28 protein-coding genes are annotated in these 22685 nt (G+C 64.1%); 16 read left to right on the top strand and 12 right to left on the bottom strand.

Features of this window, described 5'->3' with window-relative positions:
• Positions 1–187: 187 nt before the first annotated feature.
• From DYI42_RS16545 to trpS, 3 genes are all read right to left on the bottom strand, one after another.
• Entirely contained in the window at positions 188–1231 is a 1044-nt protein-coding gene (locus DYI42_RS16545) for a hypothetical protein (protein WP_213547179.1), read from the bottom strand.
• On the bottom strand, positions 1218–1628 hold the full coding sequence (locus tag DYI42_RS16540; protein WP_213547177.1) for a hypothetical protein: 411 nt from the start codon (positions 1626–1628) through the stop codon (positions 1218–1220). Before DYI42_RS16540 ends, DYI42_RS16545 begins: the two co-directional genes overlap by 14 nt.
• 203 nt (positions 1629–1831) lie before the next feature.
• Positions 1832–2851, bottom strand: a complete 1020-nt coding sequence (trpS, locus tag DYI42_RS16535; protein ID WP_213547175.1) for a tryptophan--tRNA ligase — start codon at positions 2849–2851, stop codon at positions 1832–1834.
• A gap of 73 nt (positions 2852–2924) precedes the next feature.
• Between trpS and DYI42_RS16530 the strand changes: the two genes are divergently transcribed.
• Genes DYI42_RS16530 through DYI42_RS16510 form a run of 5 tightly spaced genes read left to right on the top strand, consistent with a single transcriptional unit; the run spans position 2925 to position 6351 of the window.
• A complete protein-coding gene (locus DYI42_RS16530) occupies positions 2925–3611 on the top strand; it encodes a rhomboid family intramembrane serine protease (protein ID WP_213547173.1) in 687 nt (228 codons plus the stop codon).
• 53 nt (positions 3612–3664) lie between these two features.
• Positions 3665–4129 (top strand): RidA family protein, encoded by a 465-nt coding sequence (locus tag DYI42_RS16525; RefSeq protein ID WP_213547171.1) that lies wholly within the window; start codon positions 3665–3667, stop codon positions 4127–4129.
• Entirely contained in the window at positions 4126–4881 is a 756-nt protein-coding gene (locus DYI42_RS16520) for a glycerophosphodiester phosphodiesterase family protein (RefSeq protein ID WP_213547164.1), read from the top strand. The genes DYI42_RS16525 and DYI42_RS16520 overlap by 4 nt, the downstream gene beginning before the upstream one ends.
• Positions 4882–4915: 34 nt before the next feature.
• Positions 4916–6097 (top strand): GNAT family N-acetyltransferase, encoded by a 1182-nt coding sequence (locus tag DYI42_RS16515; RefSeq protein ID WP_213547192.1) that lies wholly within the window; start codon positions 4916–4918, stop codon positions 6095–6097.
• On the top strand, positions 6094–6351 hold the full coding sequence (locus DYI42_RS16510) for a 4a-hydroxytetrahydrobiopterin dehydratase (RefSeq protein WP_213547162.1): 258 nt from the start codon (positions 6094–6096) through the stop codon (positions 6349–6351). Before DYI42_RS16515 ends, DYI42_RS16510 begins: the two co-directional genes overlap by 4 nt.
• 8 nt (positions 6352–6359) lie before the next feature.
• Here DYI42_RS16510 and DYI42_RS16505 read toward each other — a convergent pair whose 3' ends face one another.
• On the bottom strand, positions 6360–7223 hold the full coding sequence (locus tag DYI42_RS16505; protein ID WP_213547160.1) for an Abi family protein: 864 nt from the start codon (positions 7221–7223) through the stop codon (positions 6360–6362).
• A gap of 241 nt (positions 7224–7464) precedes the next feature.
• The gene (locus tag DYI42_RS16500) at positions 7465–7953 is read right to left on the bottom strand and encodes a peroxiredoxin (RefSeq protein WP_213547156.1); all 489 of its coding nucleotides are present in this window, start codon (positions 7951–7953) and stop codon (positions 7465–7467) included.
• An 85-nt stretch (positions 7954–8038) separates the two neighbouring features.
• Here DYI42_RS16500 and DYI42_RS16495 point away from each other — a divergent pair, with 85 nt between their 5' ends.
• From DYI42_RS16495 to DYI42_RS16480, 4 genes are read left to right on the top strand one after another with little or no spacing between them, the layout of a single operon-like run.
• A complete protein-coding gene (locus tag DYI42_RS16495) occupies positions 8039–9241 on the top strand; it encodes an NAD(P)/FAD-dependent oxidoreductase (RefSeq protein ID WP_213547155.1) in 1203 nt (400 codons plus the stop codon).
• Positions 9238–9789: a 16S rRNA (guanine(966)-N(2))-methyltransferase RsmD gene (gene rsmD, locus DYI42_RS16490; protein WP_213547146.1), complete on the top strand. Its 552-nt coding sequence runs from the start codon at positions 9238–9240 to the stop codon at positions 9787–9789. The genes DYI42_RS16495 and rsmD overlap by 4 nt, the downstream gene beginning before the upstream one ends.
• The gene (locus tag DYI42_RS16485; protein ID WP_213547144.1) at positions 9786–10442 is read left to right on the top strand and encodes an HAD family hydrolase; all 657 of its coding nucleotides are present in this window, start codon (positions 9786–9788) and stop codon (positions 10440–10442) included. Before rsmD ends, DYI42_RS16485 begins: the two co-directional genes overlap by 4 nt.
• Positions 10435–10797 carry a hypothetical protein gene (locus DYI42_RS16480; protein ID WP_213547142.1) on the top strand — a complete coding sequence of 121 codons (363 nt, stop codon included), beginning with the start codon at positions 10435–10437 and terminating at the stop codon, positions 10795–10797. The genes DYI42_RS16485 and DYI42_RS16480 overlap by 8 nt, the downstream gene beginning before the upstream one ends.
• 280 nt (positions 10798–11077) lie before the next feature.
• On the opposite strand, the gene DYI42_RS16475 is transcribed toward DYI42_RS16480, so the two are convergent.
• Both DYI42_RS16475 and map read right to left on the bottom strand, forming a co-directional pair.
• Positions 11078–12031 (bottom strand): serine hydrolase domain-containing protein, encoded by a 954-nt coding sequence (locus DYI42_RS16475; RefSeq protein ID WP_213547140.1) that lies wholly within the window; start codon positions 12029–12031, stop codon positions 11078–11080.
• Positions 12024–12833, bottom strand: a complete 810-nt coding sequence (gene map, locus DYI42_RS16470; protein WP_213547191.1) for a type I methionyl aminopeptidase — start codon at positions 12831–12833, stop codon at positions 12024–12026. The genes DYI42_RS16475 and map overlap by 8 nt, the downstream gene beginning before the upstream one ends.
• A 191-nt stretch (positions 12834–13024) precedes the next feature.
• Here map and DYI42_RS16465 point away from each other — a divergent pair, with 191 nt between their 5' ends.
• The gene (locus DYI42_RS16465) at positions 13025–13882 is read left to right on the top strand and encodes a mechanosensitive ion channel family protein (protein WP_213547138.1); all 858 of its coding nucleotides are present in this window, start codon (positions 13025–13027) and stop codon (positions 13880–13882) included.
• A gap of 73 nt (positions 13883–13955) precedes the next feature.
• Here the strand turns inward: DYI42_RS16465 and sfsA are convergent, their stop codons facing one another.
• Positions 13956–14654, bottom strand: coding sequence for a DNA/RNA nuclease SfsA (gene sfsA, locus DYI42_RS16460; protein WP_213547136.1), 699 nt, complete (start codon positions 14652–14654; stop codon positions 13956–13958).
• A gap of 48 nt (positions 14655–14702) precedes the next feature.
• Between sfsA and DYI42_RS16455 the strand changes: the two genes are divergently transcribed.
• The 4 genes from DYI42_RS16455 to DYI42_RS16440 are packed head-to-tail and all read left to right on the top strand — an operon-like array spanning position 14703 to position 17765.
• On the top strand, positions 14703–15425 hold the full coding sequence (locus tag DYI42_RS16455; protein ID WP_213547134.1) for a competence/damage-inducible protein A: 723 nt from the start codon (positions 14703–14705) through the stop codon (positions 15423–15425).
• On the top strand, positions 15422–16156 hold the full coding sequence (locus tag DYI42_RS16450; RefSeq protein ID WP_213547132.1) for a GNAT family N-acetyltransferase: 735 nt from the start codon (positions 15422–15424) through the stop codon (positions 16154–16156). Before DYI42_RS16455 ends, DYI42_RS16450 begins: the two co-directional genes overlap by 4 nt.
• A gap of 11 nt (positions 16157–16167) precedes the next feature.
• Complete coding sequence (locus DYI42_RS16445) at positions 16168–16740, top strand: peroxidase-related enzyme (RefSeq protein WP_274608829.1); 573 nt, start codon at positions 16168–16170, stop codon at positions 16738–16740.
• On the top strand, positions 16737–17765 hold the full coding sequence (locus tag DYI42_RS16440; RefSeq protein WP_213547122.1) for an OmpA family protein: 1029 nt from the start codon (positions 16737–16739) through the stop codon (positions 17763–17765). The genes DYI42_RS16445 and DYI42_RS16440 overlap by 4 nt, the downstream gene beginning before the upstream one ends.
• A gap of 92 nt (positions 17766–17857) precedes the next feature.
• On the opposite strand, the gene DYI42_RS16435 is transcribed toward DYI42_RS16440, so the two are convergent.
• Entirely contained in the window at positions 17858–18436 is a 579-nt protein-coding gene (locus DYI42_RS16435; protein WP_213547121.1) for a TetR/AcrR family transcriptional regulator, read from the bottom strand.
• Positions 18437–18507: 71 nt separating this feature from the next.
• On the opposite strand from DYI42_RS16435, the gene DYI42_RS16430 reads away from it, so the two are divergent.
• A complete protein-coding gene (locus DYI42_RS16430) occupies positions 18508–18936 on the top strand; it encodes a VOC family protein (protein ID WP_213547119.1) in 429 nt (142 codons plus the stop codon).
• 6 nt (positions 18937–18942) lie between these two features.
• Here the strand turns inward: DYI42_RS16430 and DYI42_RS16425 are convergent, their stop codons facing one another.
• From DYI42_RS16425 to DYI42_RS16415, 3 genes are all read right to left on the bottom strand, one after another.
• Positions 18943–20013, bottom strand: coding sequence for a Hint domain-containing protein (locus tag DYI42_RS16425; protein ID WP_213547117.1), 1071 nt, complete (start codon positions 20011–20013; stop codon positions 18943–18945).
• 265 nt (positions 20014–20278) lie between these two features.
• Positions 20279–21184 carry a LysR family transcriptional regulator gene (locus DYI42_RS16420; protein WP_213547115.1) on the bottom strand — a complete coding sequence of 302 codons (906 nt, stop codon included), beginning with the start codon at positions 21182–21184 and terminating at the stop codon, positions 20279–20281.
• Between the two features lie 276 nt (positions 21185–21460).
• Positions 21461–22021, bottom strand: coding sequence for a type 1 glutamine amidotransferase domain-containing protein (locus DYI42_RS16415; RefSeq protein ID WP_213547114.1), 561 nt, complete (start codon positions 22019–22021; stop codon positions 21461–21463).
• 343 nt (positions 22022–22364) lie between these two features.
• On the opposite strand from DYI42_RS16415, the gene DYI42_RS16410 reads away from it, so the two are divergent.
• Positions 22365–22610 (top strand): EF-hand domain-containing protein, encoded by a 246-nt coding sequence (locus DYI42_RS16410; protein WP_213547113.1) that lies wholly within the window; start codon positions 22365–22367, stop codon positions 22608–22610.
• Positions 22611–22685 lie beyond the last annotated feature (75 nt).

The following is a 22685-nucleotide window of genomic DNA, read 5'->3' as shown; positions in this document are numbered from 1 at the left end:
GCGGTGGGGTGTTGTGCCACACCAAAGCGCTCAGCGACAATGCGCGGGCTGACCTATTTCTCTTTTGAATGATGGCATCCTGTTGCCACCGCTGAACTTAAGTACTTAACTTGAATTTTCATCGCACCCATGGCCGACCGCCGCGATCCGAAGGACATACTCTTGAGCACCAAAACACCGAAAGGTTTTACCTCTCATAGGCCACACGTCCCTCGGCAAAGTAAGCAGCGGCCTGTTTCGTCCTTCTATAGATCGCCATTGATATCTTGGCGGTACTTACGACGTTGCTGCCCGTTAGGTCAAACACTGTACGATAGAGATCCAATCCCAGCTCATGAAACAATGATTTAGTGTCTGTCTCAACCCGAATCCTTGCTTCTTGGTTGAGCGTGGTTTCAGGGGAGGATATGTCCAGCAACTTAGCCTCAGACATAAACTGCCTCAATTTCCAATAGGCATTGTGAAGGGCTTGGCTATTAAAAACCATATTCTTGATGCGTTCCTCCAGCGCATCGAAGACCTCACCCTTCCCTTGCAATTCAATCCTTCCTGGGGACGCATACTCGACCCTCTTCAAGTCGTAGCGTTCGGCTTTGGGCAGGTTTTCGAGTAACTCACTGAACAACTTCACATAACTTCCTCCTCCCTGCAAAGTCTGGCCCTTGAAAGCTTTGCCAATTTTGTCTTTTTCGCCTTCAGAAATAGTCGATGAACTTAGCTTGTTGATAGACTCTTCAAAGGCATAAAGGTCGCGGTACTTTCTGGAGAAGCTACCAAAATCCTCCATCTCCCAGTTGCCATCAATGAAGAGCGTTTCCAAGGCGGAATAGGTTGTCTCCATTTCTCGGTAAGAGTGAGTATGGCTTGATGAGAAAAACTGAGCGTCTGGCAGCATGTCGTCCGTTATCTCGCTGCGGAACTCCCTTACCTTAACCGTGCTATTGCCTATCTCGTCTGCCGGCATCCACCAGAAGTTTCTGTTGGGCGCTGAGACGAAAAGAAACCTAAGATCATTTTCCTCCCGAAAGTATCGCTTTAAAAGCTTCGGGGTGACGCTAACCAGAAGATAGCCTTCAACGTATCCAACTTCGGATGGAAGTGCTGAGGCTACAAAATACGTCCTTCCGCTCTTATATAGAATAACGATCGGCTCAATGAACTCAAAGAGCACCGTTTCAAAGGAAAGGTTCTTTGTCTTTGATTTCTTCGCTTTGGACTTAGTGGGCATCATTCAAAGCCTGTTTCAGGTCTTCGGCATTATCGTGAAGCGACAAGACTGACGTGTACGGGTCAAAATCAGCGTAGGGCCACCAGTCGATATGGCCAGTACCGACCTCTTTGCTCGGCCCTGCGCCTGGAGGTATTTCAAGTAGGCTTATCTTGAATTTCTTAAAGAAGGCTGTGCGTTTTGCCGCCAATACATCGGGCACGGCGCCGGCTTTAAACAGTGAAACGCTCTTCGCTCGGCACTCACCGGCATTTCCAGTTGGCTTTCCTAACTTGTGGTGTGAAAAGAAATTCTTGGGATCGCCATCCGGGAACTGAAAAAACCGACAGACACTCTTCAATTGACGGTCGGCGGCGTCATCTGGTGGACACTGGTCAGGAAGGTCTTCTTGGTAGGTCATAAATAGTCACTAACTGTTTGTTTAGTCCTTATAAGACGGCAAGCTGAATATCTACAGTGATTTTGACGCAGGCTGTGAGATCGCCTTTGATTTGTGATTAAGATCACTCGGCACGGTGTCCAAGGGTCAGCGTCACGCTGCGGTGTCAACTGCTCCAATCGCATCACTAGTATTGCGTTTGTGGGGAGTTCACCCGCGACCCCTCAACTCCGCACCAGCCCCACAATCTCATAGGTCCGCTCCAGCACCGGGGCGGCGATCTCCCGTGCGCGGTCGCGGCCAACGCCCAATAGCCGGTCGATCTCTGCCGGGTCGGCCATCAGGCGGCGCATTTCGTCGCTGATCGGCGCGAGTTTCTCCACGGCGAGGTCGGCCAGTGCCGGTTTGAACTGGCCCCAGCCTGCGCCGGCGTATTCGGCGATCACCGACTCCTGGGTGCCGCCTGACAGAGAGGCGTAGATGTCGACGAGGTTTTTGGCTTCGGGGCGGTCCTTCAGGCCGTCGGGGCTCTCGGGCAGGGGGGCCGGGTCGGTGCGGGCCTTTTTGAACTTCTTGGCGATGGTGTCGGCGTCGTCGAGCATGTTGATGCGTTCCATGTCGCTTTCGCCGGACTTGGACATCTTCTTGGAGCCGTCGCGCAGGTTCATCACCCGCATGCCGGGGCCTTCGATCACCGGTTCGGTCATCGGGAAGAAATCCACCTTGTAGTCGTGGTTGAACTTGGCGGCGATGTCGCGGGTCAGCTCGACGTGCTGCTTCTGGTCCTCGCCCACAGGGACGTGGGTGGCGTGGTAGAGCAGGATGTCGGCGGCCATCAGCGAGGGGTAGGCGTAGAGGCCGAGGGAGACCTTCTCGGCGTTGCTCCCGGCCTTCTCCTTGAACTGGGTCATCCGGTTCATCCAGCCGACGCGGGCGACGCAGTTGAAGATCCAGGCCAGCTCGGCGTGCTCGGGCACCTGGCTCTGGTTGAAGAGGATGGACTTGGAGGGGTCGATGCCCGAGGCGAGCATGCCGGCGGCGACCTCATGGGTGGCCTTGCGCAGCTCTGCCGGGTCTTGCCAGACGGTGATGGCGTGGAGGTCGACGACGCAGTAGATGCTCTCGGTCCCCTCCTCCTGCATCTCGACCCAGCGCTTGATGGCGCCGAGGTAGTTGCCGAGCGTCAGCCCGCCGGAGGGCTTGATGCCGGAGAAGACGCGGGGGGTGAAGGTGGTGTCGGCCATGGATGCCTCGTCTGGTCAAATCTGCCCTGCTCGCTTACCCACGGGGGCGGGAAACATCAACAGAGAGCCTGATATGGACTGGGATCACAATGCATCGCCCTTCAACGCCGTGCCGCCGGTGGTGCTGGCGCTTGTCGGGCTGATGGGGGCGGTGGAGCTGTGGTTCATGATTAGCCAGGCGGGTATCGTGGGCAACACGCGGGGGGGCGACGATGCGCGGATCTTCGCGTTGCAGCGGTTTGCGTTTTCGGGCGAGATCATGAGCCTGATAGTGGAGCGGGGGGAGTATCCGGCAAGCCAGCTGATGCGGATCGTGACCTATCCGTTCGTGCATGGCGGGTTCACGCATATGCTGTTTGCCGCGGTGTTCACGCTGGCGCTGGGCAAGATGGTGGGCGACATTCTGGGGCAGGTGGCGGTGGCCGTGCTGTTCTTTGCCGGGACGGTGGCGGGGGCGCTGGCGTTTTGGATGCTCGCGCCCGGCGGGGCGCTTTTTGGCGCGTTTCCGGGGGCTTATGCGCTGATTGGCGGCTATACCTATATCATGTGGGTGCACTACGGGCACATGGGGGAGAGCCAGTATCGGGCCTTTGCGCTCATCGGGGTGCTGCTGGTGTTTCAGCTCGTGTTCGGGGTGCTTTTTGGCGCGGGGAACGACTGGATCGGGGATATCGGCGGGTTTCTGGCCGGGCTGTTCCTGAGTGTGCCGCTGGCGCCGGGGGGCTGGCAGCGGCTGATCGCGCGGCTGCGGCGACGGTGACTTGACCGCGCGCTGGGGCGGGGCCATGGTCCGCGCGAAAAGGAGATTTGCCCATGCCCGGACCCTATGAGACCCGCCTTGCAGAGCTTGGCGTTACCCTGCCCGAAGCCAGCGCCCCGGCGGCCAATTACGTGCCCTACGTCGAAGAGGGCGGGCTGCTTTATGTCAGCGGCCAGATCTCGATGGAAAATGGCGAGATGATCAAGGGCAAGCTGGGTGACGACATGGATGTGGCGGCGGGTGTCGCGGCGGCCAAGGTCTGCGCGGTGAACCTGCTGGCGCAGGTGAAGGCGGCCTGCGGCGGCGATCTCGACAAGCTGGAGCGCGTGGTGAAGCTGACGGCCTTCGTGAACTCCACGGCCAATTTCGGCGAGCAGCCGAAGGTGGTGAACGGCGCCTCCGACTTCCTCGTGGAAGCACTGGGTGACGCGGGCCGCCATGCGCGCTCGGCCGTCAGCGCGGCCTCCTTGCCCTTTGGCGTGGCGGTGGAGATCGAGGGGATATTCAAGCTGAAATGAGGCTCGACCCGGCCTTCCTCGTCCGCCCGCTTGCGCATCGCGGTTACCATGATCGCGCCGCCGGGCGGGTGGAAAACTCGCGCGCCGCTTTCGAGGCGGCGATTGCGGCGGGCTACGGGATCGAGCTGGATGTGCAGCCGTCCAAGGATGGCGTGCCGATGGTGTTCCACGATTACGCGCTCAGCCGCCTGACGGGTGAGACCGGGCCGGTGGCGCAGCGGACGGCGGAAGAACTGGGGCAGATCATGCTCACCGGTGGCGGTGAGGGGGTTCCGACGCTGGCGGAGGTGCTTCGGCTGGTGGACGGGCAGGTGCCGCTGCTCATCGAGATAAAGGACCAGGACGGGGCGCTTGGCCCGGATGTGGGGACGCTCGAACAGGCTGTGGCGGAGGTGATGGCGGGCTACGGCGGGCCGGTGGCGGTGATGAGCTTCAACCCGCATTCCGTGGCTGCGATGGCGGGGCTGATGCCCGATGTGCCACGCGGGCTGGTGACGGATGATTACCGCCCCGAGGATTGGGAGCTGGTGCCCGAAGCGCGGCGGGCCGAGTTGCGGGCGATACCCGATTACGACCGGGTGGGGGCCTGCTTCATCAGCCACCGGCACGGCGCGCTGGGCGATGCGCGGGTGGCGGAGTTGAAGGCGCAGGGTGCCGAAATTCTGTGCTGGACGATCCGCTCCGAGGCGGAAGAGGCGAAGGCCCGCGAGGTTGCCGCCAATGTGACCTTTGAGGGCTACGCCGTCGCTTGACGCCGCGGCGCGGCGGGCCAAGTCTGGCGTGGCTATGGATGGCAGCTCGGAAATTTCCATTGAAACGGTGGACAGCCTCGGCGCGGTGACGCCGGAGGCCTGGGATGCCTGTGCCGCGCCGGGAGAGGGGCGGCCGGGAGACCCGTTCGTGACCTATCGGTTTTTGAAGGCGTTGGAAGACAGCGGCTCGGTGGGCGGGCGGTCTGGCTGGCAGCCGACCTATCTGCTGGCGCGGGCGGGCGAAGAACTGATCGCGACCGCGCCGATGTATGCCAAGTTTCACAGCCAGGGCGAATACGTGTTCGACCACTCATGGGCCCATGCCTATGAGCGGGCCGGAGGCGAGTATTACCCGAAATTGCAGATCGCGGCGCCGTTCACGCCGGTGCCTGGACGGCGCTTTCTGGTGAAGCCCGGTTGGGAACGGATCGGGATGAGCGCGCTGGTGCAGGGCGCGGTGCAGGTGGCGGCGCAGGCCGGGCTTTCGGGCGTGCACGCGACGTTTTGCACCGAGGCGGAGGCCGAGGCGGGGGCGCAGATGGGGCTGATGCACCGGAGGGGGCAGCAGTTTCATTGGGAGAACCGGGGATATGCCGACTTCGAAGGCTTTCTGGCCGATCTGAGCAGCCGCAAACGCAAGATGATCCGCAAGGAACGGCGGCAGGCGCAGGGGTTTGGCGGGCGGATCCTGCGACTGACGGGAGAGGACATTCAGCCCGAGCATTGGGATGCCTTCTGGCGGTTTTACCAGGACACCGGGGCGCGCAAATGGGGCTCGCCCTACCTGACGCGGGCGTTCTTTGACGAGGTGCAGGCGCATATGCGCGACGACGTGCTGCTGGTGCTGGCCGAGCGCGAGGGCGAATGGGTTGCGGGCGCGCTGAACTTCATCGGGCGCGACGCGCTTTTTGGACGCTATTGGGGCTGCTCCGAACACCACCCCTGCCTGCATTTCGAGCTGTGCTACTATGTGGCCATCGAGGAGGCGATTGCGCGGGGGCTCTCGCGCGTGGAGGCCGGGGCGCAGGGCGAGCACAAGCTGGCGCGGGGCTACCTGCCGAAAGAGACGCATTCGCTGCATTGGGTGGCCGACGAGGGCTTTCGCCGGGCGATCGCGCAGTTTCTGGACGAGGAGGCGCGTGCGGTGGATTACGAGATCGAGGTGCTGACGGGCTACGGGCCGTTCAAGCGCGAGCATCGGGAGGAGCAGGATTGACGCTGGAAGAGTTGCAGGCTGCGGGCTGGGAGAAGGACGGGGAGGTTCTGGCAAAGACCTTCAAGTTCAAGAATTTCTCGGAGGCCTTCGGCTGGATGACGCGGGTGGCGCTGGCGGCTGAGAAGGCGGACCATCATCCGGATTGGTCGAACTCGTGGAACCGGGTGGACGTGCGGCTGACGACGCATTCTGAGAAGGCGCTGACAGAGAAGGATATGAAGCTGGCGTCTGTGATGGAGCGGTTGGCGGACTGAGGTAACCCTTAAGTTTTCCAGACCGGTCTGTTTGCCCAGTCCTTCGGGAAACCCATAGAATGCAAGTTCTCAGGCGGTTGAGTGTGGAGCAGGTCCAATAATCTATCACGGAAACTGCTGTCCGTGCGCTGCCGCTCCATCAAGTGCAACAGCACAACGAGCACATTGTAGATCTTGTTGTCACTCACCTGCCGGCCTCGAGCATCCTGTGCGTACAATAGATCGGACTTGAAACGCTTGATCTTGGGAAGCCGTTTGACAGTTCGTCTGTTCCACAGTCTGCCGTGATGTGCGCAGATGTTTCGCACGTAGGCCAATACCTGAAGTACGCTCTCTACGATCTCCTTGGTGGGGAGCCCGAGATCGTGGCCTAACTTGGACTTAATGGAATTGTCCTTGGTCGCTTGGACCCACTTGGACAGCTCGCCGAAGGTCATGAGTTCAGTGGCAGCCCACAGTGGCGGTGAATAGGGCTGAGAATACTTGGCCTTATAGTGCAGGATGAAGGTCTCTTCGGACTTCTCCACTGACCGGGCCAAACGTACGAGTTGCTCGGCGTGGTTCAGGCCCCCTTCATATAGCTTGTGATCCAGGTGAGCGTGGGAGCCATGTGCATGAGACATATAATAGGTCCATCGTGATCTCACATGGACCTCAATGCGCTCGATGGTTTCGAGGGTAAGCACTCTCAGCCTTCTATCAAACACATACAATTCAGCGACCTGAGCGAATGTTGTTCCCTCAACGAAAGCCTTGCTTCTTGCATAACCCGGCTTTGGAGGTGCCTCAAACGGCAGCCAGTAAGCACTAAGCCTGTAGTAACCGACAGTTTCTAACCATTGTTTGGTCTCCTCAGCGCTTTCAACGACCATTCCTCGTTGAGTGAGTAGGCTAAGCTGCTGCTCGATGCTGGTGGGGAGTTTTGAGAACTGCAATCTCTAACTTCGGACCCATAAAAATAAGTAACCCCCCGGTGTTGAGCTCGGTCTTGCGACCGGTCGCCTGGGGGGTGTTGTTGCTTATGAAGTAGGTTTCTGGTCGCAATAAGTCAACGAGAAACCGAAGGTGTCGGTTAATAGTCAACTAACGACGACCACAATTCGACAGAGAGTCTCAGAGCTCGTCGAAGAGCGCAGGCGCCGCCGAGACGGAGCATTCGCCGGGGCCGCCTTCGAGGTTGAAGGTGGTCACGACGTTGTCGTGCAGCACCATGGCGTAGCGCAGCGAGCGGTTGATCAGCCCGGCGGGCGGGGCGGTGAAGCTCATGCCGATTTCCTTGGTGAAGGTGCCTTCCGGGTCGCCCAGCATATGAATGCCGGCCTCGGTTGCGCCGGTCTCCTTGCCCCAGGCGTCGAGCACGAAGGGATCGTTGACGGTGACGCAGATCACCTCGGCCACGCCCTTTTCCTTCAGGGTGTCCATGTTCTCGATGTAGCTCGGCACGTGCTGGGTGGAGCAGACGCCGGTATAGGCGCCGGGCAGGCCGAAGATGATCACCTTCTTGCCGGTGGTGATGTCTTTCAGCGCGATTTGCTCCGGCCCTTCGGCGCCCATCCGCACGAAAGTTGCCGAAGGGATCGTGTCTCCCACCGAGATTTGCATGATCTTCTCCCTTTATCTATTTGCTGTTCGCGTGGTTCGCTTCATGAAATGCCGCGAACGTGCGGAAAGGCAAGGGAGGTCGGGCATGGATATCGTGGTTGTCGGGGCTGGGCAGGCGGGATCGTCGCTGGTGAGCAAGCTGAGGGCGCTGGGCCACGAGGGTGGGATTACCCTGATCGGCGAAGAGCCGGTGGTGCCCTATCAGCGCCCGCCGCTCTCCAAGGCCTATTTGCTGGGCGACATGGAGCTTGAGCGGCTCTACCTGCGCTCCGAGGAGTATTACGCCGAGCAGAACATCACGCTGAAGCTGGGCGCCCCGGTGACCGGGATCGACCGGGAGCACAAGGAGTTGCACCTCGGCGAGGAGCGGTTGAAGTACGACCTGCTGGCGCTGACCACCGGCTCCGCGCCGCGCCGCCTGCCGGCGGCGATTGGCGGTGATCTGGGCGGGGTGTTCACCGTGCGGACGCTGGCCGATATCGACCGGATGCAGCCGGAGCTGGGCGCGGGAAAGAAGGCGCTGATCATCGGTGGCGGCTACATCGGGCTGGAGGCGGCGGCGGTCTGCGCCAAGCTGGGGCTGGATGTGACGCTGGTGGAGATGGCCGACCGGATCCTGCAGCGGGTCGCGGCGCCGCAGACCTCGGATTACTTCCGCGCGCTGCATGAGGATCACGGTGTCGATATCCGCGAGGGTATCGGGCTGGAGAAGCTGCTGGGCGAAGGCCGGGTGACGGGCGCTCTGCTCACCGATGGCGAGGAGCTGGCGGCGGATGTGGTGATCGTCGGCGTGGGCATTACCCCCTGCACGCAGATTGCCGAGCTGGGCGGGCTGATGATCGAGAACGGGATCAAGACCGATGCGCAGGGGCGCACCTCTGACCCTTCGATCTATGCGGCGGGCGATTGCGCCTCTTTCCCGCATGGGGGAGGACGGATCAGGCTGGAGTCGGTGGGCAATGCCATCGACCAGGCGGAGCTGGTGGCCGAGAACATGCTGGGCGCGGAGAAGGACTACGTGGCCAAGCCGTGGTTCTGGAGTGACCAGTATGACACCAAGTTGCAGATCGCCGGGCTGAACAGCGGATACGATGAGATCGTCACCCGGGGCGAGGGCGAGACGGTGAGCTTTTGGTACTACGGCGGCGGCAAGCTGCTGGCAGTGGACGCGATGAACGACAGCCGGGCCTACATGGTGGGCAAGCGGCTGATCGAGGGCGGCAAAAGCCCCGACAAGGCTGCGGTGGCGGACCCGGCCACCGAGTTGAAGGCGCTGCTCAAGGCGTGAGAATCGTTGGCGGAAAATTCCGCGGCACGGCGCTGGCGGCGCTGGGCAAGGGGGATGCGGGGGCGCATTTGCGGCCCACGTCGGACCGGGTGCGGGAGGCGCTGTTCAACGTGCTGATGAGCCGGGGCGGCGTGGAGGGCGCGCGGGTGCTGGATCTCTTCGCCGGCACCGGGGCGCTGGGGCTGGAGGCCCTGAGCCGGGGCGCGGTGCATGTGACCGCCGTGGATGACGGGCACAAGGCGCGGGCGCTGATCCGGGAGAACGTGGAGAAGCTGAGGGCGATGGGCGAGGTGAAGCTTTATCGCCGCGACGCAGTGCGGCTCGGCGAGAACCGGGGCGCAGCGTTTGACCTGATCTTCCTCGATCCGCCTTACGGCAAGGGGTTGGGGCAGCGGGCGCTGGCCAGCGCGGTGGAGGGCGGCTGGATTGTGCCGGAGGCGCTGATCGTCTGGGAGGAGTCGGCGCCGATGGAAGCGCCGGAGGGCTTCGAGTTGATCGAGCACCGCGCCTATGGCGACACGCATATCACCCTGATGGAGAAGTCATGAGACCCGAACTGGTCATATTCGATTGCGACGGCGTGCTGGTGGACAGCGAGGGGCCGCTCTCGGAACTGGTGGTGGCCGATCTGGCGACGCGGGGCTTTGAGGTGAGCGCCGCCGATTTTCATGACCGGTTCACCGGCGGGACGATGAAGGATGTGGACCGGCGGCTGCGCGAGGCGGGGGCCGATCTGCCGGAGGACTGGATCGCCTTCATCTACCAGCGCATCTTTGCCCGGATGGCCGAGGGCGTGGAGATGACGGAGGGCGCGGTCGCGCTGATCGACTGGCTGGAGGCGCGGGGCGTGGCGGTGGCCGTGGCCTCGAACGGGCCGATGGAAAAGATGCGCGGCTCGCTGGGGCCGAGCGGGCTGCTGGAGCGGCTGGGTGCGCGGGTGTTCTCGGCCCATGACCACGGCACCGCCAAGCCGGAACCGGGCCTTTTGCTGATCGCGGCGGAGGCGGCGGGGGTGGACCCGGCGCGGGCGGTGATGGTGGATGACAGCCCGGTGGGCCATTGGGCCGCGCGGGACGCCGGGATGCAGTTTTTCGGCTACGTCGAGCATGGCAACGCGGCCAAGATGGAAGCCGAGGGCGTGGCCACGGTGCACTCGATGGCGGAGTTGCAGGCCGGGTTGGAGGCGCTGCTCGATGGATGAGCTGCCCGAACACTTCTGCCCCGGCTGCGGGGCGAAGCGGAAGGCGTTTCTGCGGTATCCCTGGCACTTCTGCAACGACTGCCGTGCGCTGGCCTGTGACAAGGACGGGCGGCGAATTGAGTGTTTCAACACCAGCATCGGTGGCGGTTTTGCATGGCGTTATGTGGATGAGCCGGAGGAGGCCTCGCGCGAGTGTTTCGGGGTCATCGCAGTTATTCGCGGGCGGCCGGTGTATTTGCACGAGGCGCGGTTTGGCGGGGTTGTGGCGGAGCCGATGGCGGAGAGCGCGCGGTTTGACCGGCGCGGCGTTTGGCGGATCGACGGGCGGTTTCCGGTGGAGCCGGAGGGGCGGTGAAGAGGGGTATGGTGCGCCATGAATGCGCGCCCTACGGGGGAAGCGTGGGTGAGGGGTGAGCCGTGTAGCGCCGTCCCGTGGGGTGGCGCATGCAAGGGTGGTTCGGGTGCGCTTTATGGTGCAGTGGTCATCTGACCTAAGAGATCCGCACCAACTTCACCAAAGCGCCGCCCCGGGGGGCGGGACGGCGCTGCCCGGCGGCTTCGCCTTGATTCCGTGCGGGGAGGCGGCTCAATCGTTGCGTGACGCAGTGGTCCAGCGTCTATTGGAGCGCACCGTGCTAACGCACGGCGACCTGCGTCAGCCTTTTCCCCAGATCGCGCAGGTCGTTTTCGCTGACGCAGCCGGTGAAGAGCACGGTGACGGTCAGCCGATTTCCGAAGTTCACCGCATAGCCGCCGGAGCCGCGTTTGCGCGAAGAACAGAGCAGGCCCGCGTGCCAGAACACCTGGCCGAGACGGCTGGAGCGGGTGAGCATGCCCATGGAATAGCTGGAATTGCCGTCGATCCGGTTGAGCGCCCAGCGGCGCGGGGCGGCGCCAACGGGCGAGCGGGGGCCGAAGTGGCGGGTGAGCACGGCGGTGTAGGACGCCGCCGAGCCGCGCCAGCCACCGAAGGCCCCGGTCCCGCCCCAGCGCGGGCTGGGGGAAATACCGGAAAGGCCGAGGCGACGGGCGCAGGCGGTGTAATAGCTCTGGCCGGTAACGGCCTCGATCACCGCGCCGAGGACGGCGTAATTCTCGTTGTTGTAACGGGTCTTGCCTGCGCCACGCGGGCGGCGGGCGAGGGCGGGGCGGGCCACGGGCAGGTGCAGGGCCGATTTGCGCGCCCATTGCCGCAGGTCCATGCGCTGGGTGGCATCGGGCCAGAGGCCTGCGGAATGGGTGAGGAAGGCGGAGAGCGGTGTGTTGGCGTGGCGCGCCGCGTCGCGCCCAAGGATCAGGCCAAGGGGCGTGTCGAGCCGCAGCCTGTCTTCGCGCACCAGTGCCGCCATGCAGGCGCCGGTGATGCCTTTGGAGAGCGAGGCGAGGTCAAACGGCTGGTCGGGATCGGCACCGAGGCCGCGCCGGGCCACGATGCGCCCGTTTTCGGCGACGGCGAGGGTGGAAGACGGCAGGCGCTGCTGCGCTGCCCAGTCACGCCAGACCTGCTCGACGGCGGCTGCCTTGCCCTGCGCCAGCGCCTGGCCCGCGAAGGCCAGGAGCAGGGCAAAGGCGGCGAGCCACCTAGCCATAGGTTGGGTGGAAGCAGTCCGCGGGCGACAGGGTGAAAATCTCGGCGCCCTGCGCGGTGATTCCGACGGAATGCTCGAACTGCGCGGAGAGCGACTTGTCGCGGGTCACCGCCGTCCAATCATCCGAGAGCACCTTGGTTTCGGGGCGACCGAGGTTCACCATCGGCTCGATGGTGAAGAACATGCCCTCTTCCAGCACCGGCCCGGTGCCCGGACGGCCATAGTGCAGCACGTTGGGCGGCGCGTGAAACACCCGGCCCAGCCCGTGGCCGCAGAAATCGCGCACCACCGACATGCGGTGGCTTTCGACATAGCTCTGGATGGCATGACCAATGTCACCGAAGGTTTGCCCGGGCTTTGCCGCCTCGATCCCGCGCATCAGCGCATCATGGGTCACCTCGATCAGCCGCTCGGCCTTTCGGGGCAGCTTGCCGGCGACGAACATCCGCGAGGTATCACCGAACCAGCCATCGACGATCACGGTCACGTCGATGTTGAGGATGTCGCCTTCCTTCAGCTTTTTCTCGCCGGGAATCCCGTGGCAGACCACGTGGTTCACCGAGATGCAGGAGGCGTGCTTGTAGCCCTTGTAGCCGATGGTGGCCGATTTCGCCCCGGCCTCGTTGACCCGCCGCTCGATCTCGGCGTCGATCTCGCCGGTGGAGGCACCGGGCACGACGAGGGGGATGCAGGCATCGAGGATTTCGGCGGCCAGCTTGCCGGCTGCGTGCATCCCGGCAAAGTCCTCCTTGCCGTGGATGCGGATCCCGTCTCGTGTTAGCCGCTCGCGCGTTTCATCCATCATGGTCTTCGTCTCTTGGAGTGTTCTCTTTCAAATAGGGGCTTTGCCCGCGAAACGCTAGGTCAGCCTCGGTCGCAGCCCCTTTCCGGCGGGAACGTTTTTTGACATGCCGGCGTTGACCGCGTGTGAACAGGGCGTGTTTTGCGCCTGAAGCGCTGTGGGACGCAAGGAAAAGAACGGGACAGACAGGCATGGATTTTCTGAACAATCTGATGAACACCCCTCTGGGGGGCGACAAGGTGCTGGGCGACTACCTGACAATCGAGTTTCTCGCTTCGATCCTCGGCAGCGTGGTGACGGCGATTCTCATCCTGATCGCGGGCTTCATCATCGCGGGTTGGGTCAAGCGGCGGATCGTGGCAATCGCCGAGCGGAACCCGAAGCTCGACGAGACGCTGTTCCATTTTCTCGGCAACATCGTGCGTTGGGTGATCCTCGGCTTCGCCTTCCTGATCGTGCTCAACACCTTCGGGGTGCAGACCACCTCGATCATCGCCGCCATCGGTGCGGCGGGCCTTGCGGTGGGCCTTGCCTTGCAGGGCACGCTCTCGAACGTGGCGGGGGGCGTGATGATCATCGTGTTCCGCCCGTTCAAGATGGGCGATTTCGTGGAGGTGGGCGGCCAGATGGGCACGGTGAAGGACATCAGCCTCAACACCACCGAGCTTGCGGACCTCAGCAACGTGCAGGTGATCGTGCCCAACAGCGATGTCTGGGGCAGCACGATCAAGAATTACACCACCAACAAGACCCGTCGCGCGGAATGGACGTTTGGCGTGGGCTACGGGGTGAACCTTGCGCAGGCGGAGCAGGTGATCCGTGATACGATCATGGCCGACGAACGCAGCAAGACCGATCCGGAGCCGTTCTTCCAGGTGACGAACCTTGGCGACAGCTCGGTGGATTTCCTGGTGCGGGTCTGGGTCGATGCGTCGGAGTTCTTTGCCTACAAGGCCGACATGACGCGCAAGGTGAAGGAGGCGCTGGACGATGCCGACATCGACATCCCCTTCCCCTGCCGGACGGTTTACACGGTGGCGGCGGAGTAGGGGCAGCTCCTCGGGGCCTTCAGCCCCTCCTCGCAGCTGCGATGAGGACCGCAAGGGCCGAAGAGCTGCGTGGTTACAGCAGCGGCAGCGGTGCGCCCGGGGTGATTGCCTCCGGTGTTATGCTGCAGGAGAGCGCCATGGCCTCGACCCCGGCGGCGCGGGCTTCGGCGAAGGCCTTGGCGTAGGCCGGGTCGATATCTGCCGCCACGCCCACCTGCGCGGCATCGGTGCGCTGCACGAGGAAGAGCACTACGGCGCGGTGGCCGTCTCGCGCCATTGCCGCAAGTTCGGCCATGTGGCGGGCACCTCGCGCGGTGGTGGTATCGGGGAACTCGGCGAGGCCGGGCTGGCGCATGAGCGTGACGCTTTTGACCTCGACGTAGCACTCCGGCCCTTTGCCGGTGAGCAGGAAATCAACCCGGCTCTTCTCGCCGTAGGGCACCTCGGCGCGGATGGTCTCGTAGCCGCTGAGCCCCGGCACCGCGCCTGCGCGCAGGGCCTCGGCGAGGGCGCGGTTGGGCAGGGCGGTGTCGATGCCAGTGAAATGGCCGTTCTCGTGCTCGACCAGCCGCCAGCCGTATTTCAGCTTCTTCCGGGGGTCATCATTGGGCTCCAGCCAGATCCGGGTGCCCGGCTCGGCCAGCCCGGTCATCGCGCCGGGATTGGGGCAGTGGGCCACCACCTCGCTCCCGTCCTCCAGCACGGCATCTGCGAGGAACCGCTTGTAGCGGCGGGTCAGGCGGGCCGGGACGAGGGGGGTGGCGAAGCGCATGGGGCGGGCCTATACCGGCAGGCGGTGAGGCTCAAGGAGAGGTGGAGCATGGGCAACCCGACGGCGGCGATGCTGGTGATTGGTGACGAGATCCTTTCGGGGCGGACGCGCGACAGCAACATGCATCACCTGGCGGGCGAGCTGACCAAGCGGGGCATCGACCTGAAGGAAGTGCGGGTGGTGAGCGACGAGCGCGCGGCGATCGTCGAGTCGGTGAAGCATCTTGCGATCCATTTCGACCATGTCTTCACCTCCGGCGGCATCGGCCCCACCCATGATGACATCACCGCAGAGGCCGTGGCGGCGGCCTTCGGCACCACCGCGCCGCAGCGGGCGGATGCGCTGAAGCTGCTTGGCGACAGCTATGCCGCGCGCGGCATCGAGTTTACCGAGGCGCGCAAGCGGATGGCGCGGGTGCCGGAAGGCGCTACGCTGATCGAGAACCCCGTGAGCGTGGCGCCGGGGTTCACCATCGAGAACGTGCATGTGATGGCAGGGGTGCCCAACGTCTTCGAGGCGATGGTGGCAGGCGTGCTGGCGACGCTGGTCGGGGGCGCGCCGCTGTTGAGCCAGAACCTACGGGTGATGCAGGGCGAGGGCGTGGTGGCCGACCCGTTGGGCGCGCTGGCCGAGGAATTCGCCGACCTGTCGTTCGGCTCCTACCCGTTTCAGCAGGACGGCGTCTATGGCACCAACATCGTGGTGCGCGGGCAGGAAGCGGCGCGGGTGGATGCGGCGATGATGCGGCTGGTGGAGCTGTTCGGCACGTGACCCCCGGCCTGGATGACCTTTTCGCCACAATCGACGCAACGTGGCCTGCGCTTCGGACGGTGGATGCTGGGCCCTGGACGGTGCGGGCAGGCGGCGGCGCGGGCAGCCGGGTGTCTTCGGCCACCACCGAAGACGAGGAGGCCGAGATGGCCCCGATGGAGGCGGCGCAGGCGGCGCTGGGTCAGTCCCCGCTGGTGCGTCTGCGCGGCGGGCAGGCCCGGCTGGATGCGCGACTTGCGGCGGCGGGCTATGCAGAGAAAGACCCGACCAACATTCGCCTTGCCCCGGTCGCGCGGCTGACGGCCGAAAAGCCGCCGCGCGTGCGGGTCTTCGCGGTGGAGTTCCCGCCGCTGACGATCCAGCGGGAGATGTGGGCCGAGGGCGGCATCGGGCCGGAGCGGGTGGCGGTGATGGAGCGGGCGAAAGGGCCGAAGACGGCCCTGCTTGGGCGGTCGAACGACACGCCTGCGGGCACCGGCTTCATTTCAATTCACGGTGAGATCGCCATGTTGCACGCGCTGGAGGTGCGCAGCGTGATGCGTCGGCAGGGCGTTGCCGTCAACATGATGCGTGGCGCCGCGCTTTGGGCACAAGATCACGGCGCACGATGGATCACAGTTCTCGTGACGCAACAGAATGCCGCGGCAAATGCGTTATATGAACGGTTAGAAATGGATTTGGTGGGCCACTACCTGTATCGTCAGGCGCAGGCCCGACAAGAGGCCGGATGAGAGGCAGAGATTTGGCAAAGACAGAGAGCGTGACGGCGCTCGACCTTCCCATGGTCGACCCGCTCCCCGAGGAAACGGCAAAGTATTTTGCGATCTGCGAGGAAAAGCTGGGCCTCGTGCCCAACGTCCTGAAGGCCTATGCCTTCGACATCGACAAGCTCAACGCCTTCACCGCCCTCTACAATGACCTGATGCTGGCCGACTCCGGGCTGACCAAGCTGGAGCGCGAGATGATCGCGGTGGTCGTCAGCTCGATCAACCATTGCTTCTACTGCCTCGTGGCGCACGGGCAGGCGGTGCGCGCCCTCAGCGGTGACCCGAGCTTCGGCGAGCAGATGGTGATGAATTACCGGGTGGCCGACCTGCCCGAGAAGCAGCGCAAAATGCTCGATTTCGCTGCAAAATTGACAGAATCCTGCGAAAAGGTGGATGATGAAGACCGCGCCGCGCTGCGCGCTGTCGGTTGGAGCGACCGGGACATCTGGGATATCGCCTCGGTGGCCGGCTTCTTCAACATGACCAACCGGGTGGCGACGGCAACGGAAATGCAACCGAACCCGGAGTATCACGGCCAAAACCGATGAGCCTTCGACTGGCCTTTCTGGCCGCAGCCCTCCTTGCCCCGCAGGCGGGGGTTGCCGATGCCCTCAAGCTGGAGTTTCCATCCGGCGCCCGCCAGACGGCGGAGCAGGTGGAGACATTTGGCAGCTACAAGCTGCCGATCAGCCCGTTCCGCAATGGCGATATCCAGAGCATCTGGGCCGAGGGGCAGGTGCGCCAACAGGCGTGGCAGGTGCAGGCGCGCGGGATGACCACGCTGCAACTTCTGGCGCCGCTGCGCGACCAGGTGGAGGCCGCGGGCTTTGAGGTGATCTTCGAATGCGAGGCGCGGGAGTGCGGGGGTTTCGACTTCCGCTATGCAACGGAGAACATCCCCGAGCCGGACATGCATGTGGACCTCGGCGATTACCGCTTCATGGCCGCCCATCGGATGGGCGAGGAGAAGCCGGAATACGTGGCCTTCCTCGTCAGCCGCTCCTCGGGGCGGGGGTTTGTGCAGATCACCCGCATCGGCCCGCAGGAGGCGGAGGCCGATGTGCTGGTGGCCTCGACCAAGAATCCCGATGCGGCCGGCGCGCTGGAGGTGGACGACACGGCGGGCGTGTCGGAGGATGTGGGCGACGAAGAGGTGGCCGGTGGCGTGCAGGGCTTTGCGACGCCGTCGGTCACGGTGATGCCGCTGACCCAGCAGCTTGAAATCCACGGGCGCGCGGTGCTGGAAGACCTCGACTTTCCGACCGGCTCCTCGCGGCTGGAAGATGGCGACTACACCTCGCTGGACCTGCTGGCCGGTTACCTGAAAACGCATCCGGAGCGCTCGGTGGTGCTGGTGGGCCATACCGATGCCGAGGGCTCGCTGGCGGGCAATATTGCCCTGTCGAAAAAACGCGCCGGGGCGGTGGAGCAGCGCCTGACGGCGCTGGGCGTACCGGCAAGCCAGATCAAGGCGGAGGGGGTTGGCTTTCTCTCTCCCATCACCTCCAACCTGACCGAGGAGGGCCGTCAGGCCAACCGGCGGGTGGAGGCTATTCTTTCCTCGACCGAGTAAGCGGGCCGCTCGTCCGCCCTTCGAGGCGTCCTCGCTCTGGCGCGTTTGCTCGTCCGCCTTTCAAGGCGTCCTCGCGGGGGCGCGACCTTCTGCTATTGCCGCGCCAGGGCCGTGAGCAGATGGCCGAGCGCGGTGCGGTAGAGCGCAGGGTCGGCGCCATCGGCGATGGCGAGGGCGGCGCTGTCGAACATGGCGGAGAGCATCCGCGCGGTTTCTGGCACTGGGGCGGCGATGTTGAGCGCCGTGAGCGCCTCGCGCAGGGTTGCGCCGCCGGTCTCGTCATCGAGGACGGCGATCTCGGACGGGCCAAGCACGGCGGGGCCTTCGACCAGCAGCAGACGGGCGCGGCCCGGGGCCTTCATCGCGGCAAAATACGCGTCGGCCCCTGAGAGCAGGGCCTCGACGATGTCGGAGCCGGGGGGCGCGGCGGCGCGAATCGCTGCAGCCACGGCCTCGGCCTCGGCGCGCAGGACGGCGCGGAAGAGATCTGTCTTGTCGGCGAAGTGGTGATAGAGCGCGCCCCGCGTCATGCCCGCCGCGGCCACAAGCTCGGGCGTGCCTGTGCCTGCGAACCCTTTGGAAACGAAGCATTCCCTGGCCGCCGCGAGCAGCGCTGAACGGGTTTCCCGGCGGCGGTCGGCGTTGGAGCGGCGCGTGGTTTCTTCTTGCATACATACAGCCTGTATGTTTATTTCGAAATATACATGCAGAATGTATGTAAATTCCTGAAGGGAGAAAACCCATGAAGTGCACGCAGTATTACCCGGTGCTCATGTGCGAAGACGTGGCGCCGCGCGCCGCCTTCTACATCCGGCACTTCGGCTTTCGCGCCCTGTTCGAGGCCGACTGGTACGTTCATTTGCAATGCGAGGCCGAGGCAGGCGTGAACCTCGCGCTCCTCCAGCGCGATCATGCCACGATTCCGGAAAGCAAACGGGGGCAGACTGCGGGCGGGCTGCTGCTGAACCTCGAGGTGGAGGATGTGGACGCGGTGCATGCACGGCTGAGCGCGGCGGGGCTGCCGATGCTGCTCGACCTGCGGTCAGAGGCGTTTGGCCAGCGCCACTTCATCACCGCCGATCCGGGCGGCGTAATGATCGACGTGATCACCCCGATCCCGCCGTCGCCGGAGTTTGCCGCACAGTTCGACGCCAGCGCCCTGCCGGGGTAGGCGGCCTCAGGCGGCGCGGTCGGGCAGGGCGAGCAGGCGGGCCTCGAAGCCGCGCGCGATGGGGCGGGCGGTGGGGCCATAGCCATCGGCCGGGTCGCAGTCCGCAAGCGCGGGGAAAAGCCGCAGCACCTCGGCGCGGGTGGCGCGCGACAGCGTGTCGAGCGCATAGGCACCGGGGTGGAAACTTTCGGAGGCGAGCCCGGCGCTGGTGATGATCTGGTGACGGTCGAACATGAGGTGCCAATAGGTGACCGTTCCGCCCGCTGCCGCACGCCGACGCACCGTGGTGCCGTTGATCAGCGCATTGGCGGGGGCCAGCACTTCATCTTCGCCGAGGATGAGCTGCGCGCCGGAATCTGCCACCAAGAGCCGGTGCGCGGGGGAGACGGCAATCGTGCGGTTCGGGAGGTTGTGCCCGAAGGCCCCGGCGTCGATTTCGACAGGGGCGAGATCGTGGTTCTCCGGGGTCATCTCGACAATGCTGCATCCGATCCAGCGGATCGGACGGGGGCCGTCATCGAGGGTGGTGACCAGGTCGCCAACGCGCAGTTGCTCCACGGGCACCGGGCCACGCGGCGTGTCGATCGGGGTGCCGGAGGTGAAGCAGATGGCCCCGTCGGGATTGGCGGCGGCGAGGTCGGAGAGGTTGAACTCGCCGTCCATGTTGCCCCCGCCGATGTCCTGGCCCTGCACGGCGGTATAGTTTCCATTGCCGATGCCGTTGATGTCGATCACGAAGCGCGGGCCGCCGAACAGGCCGAACATGATGTAATCATCCCCCGCGCCGGTGCCGCCGTAGGCGTCGGGCGTGCTGAAGTTGGCGCCGATCACGGGCGTCGGGCCGGGCACGAGATTGCCGTTGCCGTCATCTACCGCCGGGTAGACCTCGAAGAACTGGCCGTTTGTCACCTCGTCGCCCTCGCCCTGCGTGCGGACAAGGAAAAACCGACTGTCGGCATCGCCGAGGGTTCGGACATTGGTCAGCCGAACATGCGTCACCCCGCCCGGATAGGTGATGTTCACCGCGCCGTAGGTGGCGATCTGGTCGCCGGAGATGAGATAGGCTTCGCCTGCCATTCTGGTGTCCTGTGCGGCGCTTTTCGGCGCCTGCGGAGAATTAACTTCTACTCGTCGAGTATATCGCACAAAGGTGCCTCGAGGACGTGGGTAATCAACAAAGCCAACGAATTTGTGATATATTTTCAGACATTTAGGCGAGAATGTGCCGATCTGGCGGACCGTGCCACAAAATCGCCACGATTGGCGCGGGCCAAAAAGAAAAGGCCGGGCAAGCGGGCCCGGCCAAGTGTGACTTCAGGGGAAACATCGGCAAGCCGGCGGCTTACCAGGTATCCGGGCCCTTCGCGGCGAAGCTCTGGACCAGGAAATCGATGAACGCGCGGACCTTCGGCTGGGTGAAGCGACCGGGCGGGTAGACGGCGTAGATACCCAGCATCTCGACCGGAAGACCGGGGATGGCCTCTTGCACCAGCCCTTCCTTCTCGGCCTCGCAGTAGAGGAAGTTGGGCAGGTAGGCGATGCCGAGGCCGGAGATGGCGGCGTTGAGCAGCGACTGGCCGTCGTTGACTGTGAGCCAGCCGGCGGTGCGGACCTGGCGCTTTTCGCCCGAGGGGGCGGTGAGCTTCCAGACGTTGCCGGAGGACTGGTTGGAATAGTGCAGCAGCTTGTGCTCGTTCAGGTCGTCGATCTTTTCGGGGCGGCCGTACTTTTCGAAGTAGGCAGGCGAGGCAATCATGCGCTTGGTGGTGTCGGCCAGTTTGCGGGCGCGCAGGGTGCTGTCTTCGAGCTCGCCGATACGGATCGCCATGTCAAAGCCCTCGGAGATCAGCTCGACGTAGCGGTTGTTGAGGACCATGTTGACGGTGATGTCGGGGAACTCACGGAGAAATTCGCCCAGCACCGGGCTCAGGTGATTGACCCCGAAGTCGGTGGCGACGGAAATCCGCAGCAGGCCTGAGGGGGCCGATTGCATCGACGTGACCAGCGCGTCGGCCTCGCCGGCGTCGTTCAGAACGCGGCGGGCGCGGTCATAGTAGGCCAGGCCGATCTCGGTGGGGGAGACGCGGCGGGTGGTGCGGTTGAGGAGGCGGGCGCCGAGACGGGCTTCGAGCGAGGAGACGTGTTTGGAGACGGCGGATTTGGAGATCCCCATCTTCTTGGCCGCATCCGTGAAGCCGCCCTGGTCTACGACCGTGGCGAAAGCTTCCATTTCCGTCAGACGATCCATACCGCACTACCTTCTCGTTTTATTTCCGAGTTTGGGTATGCCGATCAATTCGGGCGCAATTGGGACCGGAGCCAGACAATAACGGGGAAATCCGGGCAATCGTAAGGCTTGCGGAAACGCAATGACGCTGGGGAAGCACGTGTGGGGCGGTTTGCAAGTGATTGATATGCAAGGCGTGCACAATCCACGCGTGAGCCGGGTGGTGCCGGGACCACCTGAAAAACCGGCGGCAGGCAGTTAACCCTGCCGCCGGATTTCTGCCGAGTCAGGCCCGAGTCAGGCGGCCTGCCGGGTGTGGGTGCCTTCCTCGATTTCCTCCACGATCTTGCTGACGAAGGCCTTGAGATCGTCGGGCTTGCGCGAGGTGACGAGGCCGTTGTCGGCCACCACCTCACGGTCGACCCAATGGGCCCCGGCGTTCTTCACGTCGGTCTTGATGGAGGTGTAGGAGGTCATCTCCCGGCCCTTCACGATGCCGGCCTCGACCAGAACCCAAGGCGCGTGACAGACAGCGGCGATGGTTTTGCCGGTGTCGTGGAAGTCGCGCACCAGTTTCAGCACATCGGGCTCCACGCGGAGCAGGTCGGGGTTGATCTGGCCGCCGGGGATGACGAGGGCGTCATATTCACCCGCGCCGACGCGGGAAATCTGGGTGTCGGCCTCGGCCTCGCGGCCCCAGTCAGAGCCTTCCCAGCCCTTGATTGCCTTGCCGTCGAGCGTGGCGACATGGACGGTGGCGCCCTTGGCGCGGAGCTGGTCACGGGGGAATTCGAGCTCGGATTGCTCGAAGCCGTGGGTGGCGATGATGAGGATCTTGGCTTCTTCAATGCGGGGCATCTGGTGCTCCTTTCGCTGTTGTTTCGCTTGGCGACTCAACGGGCGGGAGGCGCTGGGGTTCCTGCCCGGAGCGGGCGGTTTGTGGCCGAGCGGGCGGGGCCGGGCTTTCTGGGCGGAAGCCCGCGTGGAGGGGTGATTTGGCCCGGCGGCAAAAGGATCAGCGGGCGGCTCAGGCGGGAAGGCGCGGGCGCTGCGCGCGGGATTTGGCGGCGCAGCGCCGGGGTTTGGCCGGAGCGCGCGACGGGCATGGAAACGGGGCGGGGGTGGGACTTACCTCTCTCCCGCAGGCCGCGGTGCGATGACAGCCGGGGCCGCTCAACCCAGTAAGAGGATACCAAGAGCAATGACCAAGATTACCATGACCGCCGCCGCCCTCGCCGCGCTTCTGGCCGCGCCGCTGGCCGCTCAGGATGCGCCGATGGTGGAAGACACCGATGGCAACGGCACTTTCTCGATGGAAGAAATGCAGGTGGCCTACCCGGACATCACCGAGGAGATCTTCACCGAGATCGACACCTCGGCGGATGGTGAGGTGGACACCGCCGAATGGGAGGCCGCCGTGGGGGCGGGCCTTCTGACCTCCGGCTAAGGCCGGGGCTGGCGGCGGGGCAAACCACCCCATTCCCAGGTGCCTCGCCGCCCTTTTTGCAGGTGACTGCTTGCG

It is taken from the genome of Vannielia litorea (assembly GCF_018424695.1).
Classification (GTDB): domain Bacteria; phylum Pseudomonadota; class Alphaproteobacteria; order Rhodobacterales; family Rhodobacteraceae; genus Vannielia; species Vannielia litorea_A.
This window is presented reverse-complemented; position numbering and strand designations above follow the sequence as displayed.

Excerpts from the sequence above, each read along its gene's own strand:
- DYI42_RS16525 (WP_213547171.1), top strand. The coding sequence starts at position 3,665 with ATGCCCGGACCCTATGAGACCCGCCTTGCAGAGCTTGGCGTTACCCTG.
- DYI42_RS16520 (WP_213547164.1), top strand. The coding sequence starts at position 4,126 with ATGAGGCTCGACCCGGCCTTCCTCGTCCGCCCGCTTGCGCATCGCGGT.
- sfsA (WP_213547136.1), bottom strand. The coding sequence starts at position 14,654 with ATGCGCTTCGCCACCCCCCTCGTCCCGGCCCGCCTGACCCGCCGCTAC.
- DYI42_RS16465 (WP_213547138.1), top strand. The coding sequence starts at position 13,025 with ATGGATTTTCTGAACAATCTGATGAACACCCCTCTGGGGGGCGACAAG.
- DYI42_RS16500 (WP_213547156.1), bottom strand. The coding sequence starts at position 7,953 with ATGCAAATCTCGGTGGGAGACACGATCCCTTCGGCAACTTTCGTGCGG.
- DYI42_RS16415 (WP_213547114.1), bottom strand. The coding sequence starts at position 22,021 with ATGCCCCGCATTGAAGAAGCCAAGATCCTCATCATCGCCACCCACGGC.
- map (WP_213547191.1), bottom strand. The coding sequence starts at position 12,833 with ATGGATGAAACGCGCGAGCGGCTAACACGAGACGGGATCCGCATCCAC.
- DYI42_RS16430 (WP_213547119.1), top strand. The coding sequence starts at position 18,508 with ATGAAGTGCACGCAGTATTACCCGGTGCTCATGTGCGAAGACGTGGCG.
- DYI42_RS16420 (WP_213547115.1), bottom strand. The coding sequence starts at position 21,184 with ATGGATCGTCTGACGGAAATGGAAGCTTTCGCCACGGTCGTAGACCAG.
- DYI42_RS16545 (WP_213547179.1), bottom strand. The coding sequence starts at position 1,231 with ATGATGCCCACTAAGTCCAAAGCGAAGAAATCAAAGACAAAGAACCTT.
- DYI42_RS16440 (WP_213547122.1), top strand. The coding sequence starts at position 16,737 with ATGAGCCTTCGACTGGCCTTTCTGGCCGCAGCCCTCCTTGCCCCGCAG.
- DYI42_RS16505 (WP_213547160.1), bottom strand. The coding sequence starts at position 7,223 with ATGGTCGTTGAAAGCGCTGAGGAGACCAAACAATGGTTAGAAACTGTC.
- DYI42_RS16455 (WP_213547134.1), top strand. The coding sequence starts at position 14,703 with ATGGGCAACCCGACGGCGGCGATGCTGGTGATTGGTGACGAGATCCTT.
- DYI42_RS16540 (WP_213547177.1), bottom strand. The coding sequence starts at position 1,628 with ATGACCTACCAAGAAGACCTTCCTGACCAGTGTCCACCAGATGACGCC.
- DYI42_RS16435 (WP_213547121.1), bottom strand. The coding sequence starts at position 18,436 with ATGCAAGAAGAAACCACGCGCCGCTCCAACGCCGACCGCCGCCGGGAA.
- DYI42_RS16425 (WP_213547117.1), bottom strand. The coding sequence starts at position 20,013 with ATGGCAGGCGAAGCCTATCTCATCTCCGGCGACCAGATCGCCACCTAC.
- DYI42_RS16475 (WP_213547140.1), bottom strand. The coding sequence starts at position 12,031 with ATGGCTAGGTGGCTCGCCGCCTTTGCCCTGCTCCTGGCCTTCGCGGGC.
- DYI42_RS16530 (WP_213547173.1), top strand. The coding sequence starts at position 2,925 with ATGGACTGGGATCACAATGCATCGCCCTTCAACGCCGTGCCGCCGGTG.
- DYI42_RS16515 (WP_213547192.1), top strand. The coding sequence starts at position 4,916 with ATGGATGGCAGCTCGGAAATTTCCATTGAAACGGTGGACAGCCTCGGC.
- DYI42_RS16495 (WP_213547155.1), top strand. The coding sequence starts at position 8,039 with ATGGATATCGTGGTTGTCGGGGCTGGGCAGGCGGGATCGTCGCTGGTG.
- DYI42_RS16485 (WP_213547144.1), top strand. The coding sequence starts at position 9,786 with ATGAGACCCGAACTGGTCATATTCGATTGCGACGGCGTGCTGGTGGAC.
- trpS (WP_213547175.1), bottom strand. The coding sequence starts at position 2,851 with ATGGCCGACACCACCTTCACCCCCCGCGTCTTCTCCGGCATCAAGCCC.
- DYI42_RS16480 (WP_213547142.1), top strand. The coding sequence starts at position 10,435 with ATGGATGAGCTGCCCGAACACTTCTGCCCCGGCTGCGGGGCGAAGCGG.
- DYI42_RS16410 (WP_213547113.1), top strand. The coding sequence starts at position 22,365 with ATGACCAAGATTACCATGACCGCCGCCGCCCTCGCCGCGCTTCTGGCC.